The 6,155-nt window shown below is 74.4% G+C and carries 4 protein-coding genes; 2 read left to right on the top strand and 2 right to left on the bottom strand.

Annotated features, from left to right (window positions below; translation table 11 throughout):
* Positions 1–1,160 (bottom strand): hypothetical protein (locus tag PGN05_RS22825; RefSeq protein ID WP_419754875.1); only part of this gene is annotated, 1,160 nt, incomplete at its 3' end.
* A 113-nt stretch (positions 1,161–1,273) separates the two neighbouring features.
* Positions 1,274–3,535, bottom strand: coding sequence for an ATP-dependent RecD-like DNA helicase (locus PGN05_RS22820; protein ID WP_419754874.1), 2,262 nt, complete (start codon positions 3,533–3,535; stop codon positions 1,274–1,276).
* A gap of 145 nt (positions 3,536–3,680) precedes the next feature.
* Here PGN05_RS22820 and PGN05_RS22815 point away from each other — a divergent pair, with 145 nt between their 5' ends.
* Positions 3,681–4,193, top strand: coding sequence for a single-stranded DNA-binding protein (locus PGN05_RS22815; protein WP_419754873.1), 513 nt, complete (start codon positions 3,681–3,683; stop codon positions 4,191–4,193).
* Positions 4,194–4,503: 310 nt separating this feature from the next.
* Positions 4,504–6,141, top strand: a complete 1,638-nt coding sequence (locus PGN05_RS22810) for an alpha/beta hydrolase (RefSeq protein WP_419754872.1) — start codon at positions 4,504–4,506, stop codon at positions 6,139–6,141.
* The last annotated feature ends 14 nt before the right edge of the window (positions 6,142–6,155 follow it).

The following is a 6,155-nucleotide window of genomic DNA, read 5'->3' as shown; positions in this document are numbered from 1 at the left end:
GCGGCGGCGGCCCGGGCGGCCTCGACCACCGCGGCGGGCGTCGTCGGCGCGGGCGGAGCGGCCGGCACGCGGCGGCGGCCGGCGGGGTGCGCCTCCACCGCCGCGTCGAGGAACTCCTCGTGCCGGGCCTGGATCAGCTCCGCCACGGTGTAGGAGCCGCTGGGGGTGGGGACGTCCACCTGCAGCAGCGCCGAGCGGTTGGCCTGGCCCCAGACCTCGCGCAGGTCGTCGTCGTCCTCGGCGTCCTGGATGCGGGCGACCAGGTCGGCGGCGTCCGGCTCGCTCGTCCGGCGGTCCCGGGCCTCCTCCTCGCGCTCGTGCTCGAGCAGCCGGCCGCCGTGGAAGGCGACGAGGTCGCGGACGTGCGCGGTGCCCGGGTCGCACTTGAGGGCGTCGAACACCAGCCACTCGAGCAGCCGCCCGGTGGCCGCCTGGTCGGTGACCTCCTTGGCCGGGTCGTCGTTGGGCTTGATGCCCACGTGCACGCTGCGTGCGCCGACGATCAGCGGACGGCGTCCGCGGCGCAGCCGCACCCACACGCTGGCCGCGTAGGGGAACTCCCGGTGGGTCTGCACCGACCAGGTCTTCTGCCCCTCGATCGGGCGGCCGTTGGCGTCGACCTCGGTGACCTCCTTGCCCCGGGCGGTCACCACCACGATGCCGGGGAAGGTGAGCAGCTCGGTCTGCAGCTTGCGCCAGCGGGCGCCGGCGTCGTTCCACAGGTTCTGGCTGATGACGATCTCGGCGTTGGGGTCGCGCTTGAGCAGCTCCTTGTTGCGGGTGGACTTCGCCGCGCGGGCGCTGGCCCAGTCCTTGAGTCCGTCCCAGATCGCCGAGCCGGTGTCGATGCCGAGCACCACCGGCGGCTCGCCAGCGTCGGCCGCGCGGCGCGCCTCGGCCTTCACCGCCTGGACGGCGGCCAGCACCGCGGCGTAGGAGCCGTCGTGCTCGATCAGCTGGTAGTCGGCGCCGGGGATCGCGCCGTACTCGTCACCGGCGCCCTCGTTGAGGTCGATCCAGTACAGCGTGCCGATCCGGTCGCTGGCGCTGAACTGGGCCAGCGCCCAGCTCTTGCCGGACTTCTCCTCGCCCTCGAGGAGGACGCAGGGCCACGGGACGCGGCCGGTGGGCTTGCGGGTCTTGAGGCCAGAGACGGCCATGGTGTGCTCCTTGCCGACACGGGGAAGATGTCGACCCGAAAGCTACGAGCGGGCACTGACACAACTGGATGCCGCTCGCAAGCACCTCGGACCCCGTCCGGCGAAGCCGCAGGTCAGGCGGCCGGGTGGGCGTGTCGGCGTTCGCCCTGGGCGTAATCGGCCGGGCGCCGCGGCCGCAGGCGGTGGGCCAGCGCGGTGTGCCGTCGTCCGGAGCCGGTGGCGCGCACGGCCTGCGCGAGCGCCCGGGGCGACCCGACCAGGACCACGAGCTGCTTGGCGCGGGTGACGGCGGTGTAGAGCAGGTTGCGCTGCAGCATCATCCAGGCGCTGGTCGTGAGCGGGACGACGACGCAGGGGTACTCACTGCCCTGGGACCGGTGCACGGTGACGGCGTAGGCGTGCACCAGCTCGTCGAGCTCGGCGAAGTCGTAGTCGACCGTCTCGCCCTCGTCGGTGACCACGGTGAGCGTCTGCCCGATCCCGTCGACGGCGGTGACGACGCCCTGGGTGCCGTTGAAGACCCCGTTCGCGCCCTTGTCGTAGTCGTTGCGGATCTGGCTGACCTTGTCCCCGACGCGGAACACCCGACCGCCGAAGCGCTTCTCGGCACGGTCGGGCCGGGCAGGGGTCAGGGCCTCCTGCAGCAGCTCGTTGAGCGCGGCGGCGCCGGCCGGCCCGCGGTGCACCGGCGTGAGCACCTGGACGTCGCGGCGCGGGTCGAGGCCGAAGCGGGCCGGGATGCGCCGGACGACGACGTCGACGGTGAGGCCCGCGGCCTCCTCGGCGTCCTCGGTGGCGAACAGGTAGAAGTCGTCGAGGCCGCGGACCTGGGGCGGACGGCCGGCGTTGATCCGGTGGGCGTTGGTCACCACCCCCGACCGGGCGGCCTGCCGGAAGACCTGGGTGAGGCGCACGTGCGGAACGGCGGTGCCCTCGGCGAGGAGGTCGCGGAGGACCTCGCCCGCGCCGACCGAGGGCAGCTGGTCGACGTCGCCGACCAGCAGCAGGTGCGCGCCGGGCGGCACCGCCCGCACGAGCTTGTTGGCCAGCAGCAGGTCGAGCATCGAGGACTCGTCGACCACCACCAGGTCGGCGTCCAGCGGCCGCTCCCGGTCGAAGGCCGCGACCCCGCCGGGGCGGAGCTCCAGCAGCCGGTGCACGGTCACCGCCTCGGCGCCGGTCAGCTCGGTGAGCCGTCTCGCCGCCCGACCGGTGGGTGCGGCCAGCAGGACCCGGGCGCCCTTGGCCGCCGCGAGGGTGACGATCGAGCGCACCGTGAAGCTCTTGCCGCAGCCGGGGCCGCCGGTGAGGACGGCGACCTTCTCGGTCAGCGCCAGGCGCACGGCCTCCTGCTGGCCGGGGGCCAGCTCCACACCCGTGCGCCGGTGCAGCCAGGCCAGCGCGGCGGTCCAGTCCACCCCGGCGAAGGCCGGCATCCGGTCCTCGTCGGCGGCGGCCAGCCTCCGGAGCGCCGCCGCCAGGGAGACCTCCGCCCGGTGGAACGGCACGAGGTAGTAGGCCACGGTCGCGGGCTCCCCGTCCTCGCCGGGGAGCTCGTCGCGGACGAGGTTCTGGTCGGCGACCAGCAGGGCCAGGCAGTGGCGCACCAGGTCGGCCGGCACCTGCAGCATCTCGACCGCCCGGGCGGCCAGCTCGCTCTCGGGCAGGTAGCAGTGCCCCTGCCCGGTGGCCTCGGAGAGGACGAACTGCAGCCCCGCCTCGACCCGCTCGGTGCTGTCGTGCGGGATGCCCACCGCGGCGGCGATCGTGTCGGCGGTCGTGAACCCGATGCCCCACACGTCCGCGGCCAGGCGGTAGGGCTCCTCCCGGACGACGCGGATCGAGGCGTCGCCGTACTGCTGGAAGATCCGCACGGCCAGCGAGGTGGACACGCCCATCCCCTGCAGGACGACCATGACCTCCTTGACCGCCTTCTGCTCCTCCCACGCCGCGGTGATCGAGCGCGTCCGCTTCGGGCCGAGGCTGGGCACCTCGGCCAGCCGCCCCGGCTCCTCCTCGATGACCCGCAGCGCATCGGCGCCGAAGTGGTCGACGATCCGCTCGGCCAGCTTCGGGCCGATGCCCTTGACCAGCCCCGACCCGAGGTAGCGGCGGATCCCCTGCACCGTGGCCGGCAGCACGGTGGTGTAGTCCTCGACCAGGAACTGCCGCCCGAACTGCGGGTGCGCTCCCCACCGTCCGCGCAGCCGCAGCGTCTCCCCCGGGTGGGCGCCCAGCAGCGATCCGACGACGGTGACCAGGTCGCTCCCGCGCCCGGTGTCGACCCGGGCCACGGTGTAGCCGGTCTGGGGGTTGGCGAAGGTGATCCGCTCCAGTGTCGCCTCGAGGACCGCCCCCGTCCGCGCCTCCGCCACCGCCGTCCCTCCGCTCCCCCGACCCGTCCGCCCGATGGTTCCACGCCCCAGCGACAGCCCCGCCGGGCACGGAACTGTCGGTGGGCCCACCTAGCCTCCGGGTCACTCACTCGAGCACAGCACCGACGACACGGAGGACCGGATCATGGCCGGCGACACTGTCATCACCCTCATCGGCAACCTGACCAGCGACCCCGAGCTCCGCTGGACACCCTCGGGCGCGGCGGTGGCCAGCTTCACCATCGCGTCCACCCCGCGGACGATGGACCGCCAGACCCAGGAGTGGAAGGACGGCGAGGCGCTCTTCCTGCGCTGCAGCGTGTGGCGGGAGGCTGCGGAGAACGTCGCGGAGTCGCTGACCCGGGGCTCGCGGGTCATCGCGCAGGGCCGCCTCAAGCAGCGCTCCTTCGAGACGAAGGAGGGCGAGAAGCGCACCGTCGTCGAGCTGGACGTCGACGAGATCGGCCCGTCGCTCCGCTACGCGACGGCGACCGTCACCAAGGCCGCCCGGTCCGGGCAGGGTGCCGGCAAGGGGTCCGCCGGCGGGTTCGGCGGCGGGTTCGGTGCCGCCGACGGCGGCGCGGCGGCCGCGCGGGGCGGCTCCGCCGACCCCTGGGCCACGCCGGTCGGTGTCGCCACCGAGGAGCCGCCCTTCTGAGCCCACCCGCACCCGAGCCGCCCACACCCGGTCTCCGGCGATGCCGCCACCGGAACCGGTGCTGCCGCCGCACAGCACCGGGTGTGGGCGCCCCGGGGACCACGCCGTCGGCCGACACTCCCGGGTGCGCGGTCGCCGGCGGCCGGGAAGTCCCGGGTGCGGATCCCGAGCACGGGTCCCGAGGGGGTGTCCACCGCGCGCGGGCCGGAGGACCATCTCCCGGGTGGACCAGCTCACGGTCCCGACGGGCCGTTCCCCTGCGGACACGGGCGCTGACGCCCGTCCCCCGCGGCGCGGGCGGCGCTCGCTCGTGCTGCGACCTCGCCGGCGGTGGTTCCACTACACCCTCTCCGGGCTGGCGGGCGCCGTCCTCTTCCTCTGCTGGTCGCTGTTCCCCTCCCTCCTCCCGCGGACGGGGCTCACCCAGGGACTGATCAGCGGCATCACCGCCGCGTTCGGCTACGCGGTCGGCACCCTGGCGGCCAACGTGTGGAACGCCTTCGCCGGCCGGGACGCGCGGCCGGCCGGGCGCCGCTCGTGGTGGGTCTTCGGCGGCGTCGCGGCCGTCGCCTACGTCGCGGCGACGATCTTCGGCCGCTACTGGCAGGCGCGGATCCGGGAGCTGATGGACGCCCCCGCCGACAGCGCGCTGTCCCTGCTCGTGGTCCCGGCTGTCGCCGTCGTCGTCTTCTGCGCCCTCATCGCCCTCTCGCGGGCGGTCCACCGCCTCTACCGGTGGCTGACGGTCCTGCTCAACCGGTGGATCGGCGCCCGCGCGGCGCGCGTCGTGGGCTGGGTGGTCGTCGTGGGCGGTGCGGCACTGCTGTTCAGCGGGGTGGTGGTCGACCAGTTGGTGACCGCCGCGGACCGGACCTTCGCCCTCCGCAACGACGACACGGCCCCCGGCGTCGAGCGGCCGACGGTCTCCTCCCGGTCGGGCGGTCCGGACTCGCTGGTCCCCTGGGGGTCCCTGGGCCGGGAGGGGCGGAAGTTCGTCGGCAGCGGCGCGTCCGCGGCGGAGATCGCCGCGTTCACCGGTGGCCCGGCCCTGGAGCCGGTGCGCGCCTACGCGGGGCTGGACTCCGCGCCCACCACCGAGGAACGCGCCGCCCTGGCCGTCGACGACCTGGAGCGGGCCCGGGGCTTCGACCGCGGCACCCTGGTCGTCATCACGACCACCGGCTCCGGCTGGGTCGATCCCGGCGCGATCGACTCCATCGAGCACCTGACCGGCGGCGACAGCGCGGCGGTCGCCATGCAGTACTCCTACCTCCCCTCCTGGATCTCCTACCTGGTGGACCAGGACCGGGCCCGCGACGCCGGCCGGGAGCTCTTCGACGCGGTGTACGACCGGTGGTCGAAGCTGCCGCTGGACGACCGCCCCCGGCTGGTCGTGGTCGGCGAGAGCCTGGGGTCCTTCGGCGGGGAGACCGCCTTCAGCGGCGAGTACGACCTGCGGAACCGGACCGCCGGCGCCGTCTTCGCCGGCCCACCGAACTTCAACACGCTGTACCGAGAGTTCGTCGACGACCGGGACGCCGGGAGTCGCGAGATCGAGCCGGAGTACCGGGACGGCCGCACGGTGCGCTTCACGAACGACCCGGCCACCGACGTCCCGCCCCGCTCGGAGCCCTGGGACGGCGCCCGCGTGCTGTACCTCGTGCACGCCTCCGACCCGATCACCCTGTGGAGTCCGCAGCTGCTGTACGCCCGCCCGGACTGGCTCGAGGAGGCACCGGGGGACGATGTGGTGGACGTGGTCAAGTGGATCCCGTTCGTGACCTTCTGGCAGGTCACGGCGGACCTGCCCTTCGCCGGCAACGTCCCCGACGGCCACGGGCACGTCTACACGACCCAGTACGTCGACGCCTGGGCTCAGGTCCTGCAACCGCCGGGGTGGACGGAGGCCAAGGCCGAGCAGTTGCGCGCCCTGCTCACCGCGGGATGACCGGCGCCCGTCGC

Origin of the sequence: Geodermatophilus sp. CPCC 206100 (genome assembly GCF_048569675.1) — a bacterium.
In the GTDB taxonomy this organism is placed as follows: domain Bacteria; phylum Actinomycetota; class Actinomycetes; order Mycobacteriales; family Geodermatophilaceae; genus Geodermatophilus.
Note: the sequence above shows the minus strand (reverse complement) of the source record. Positions and strands in the feature narration are given on the sequence as shown.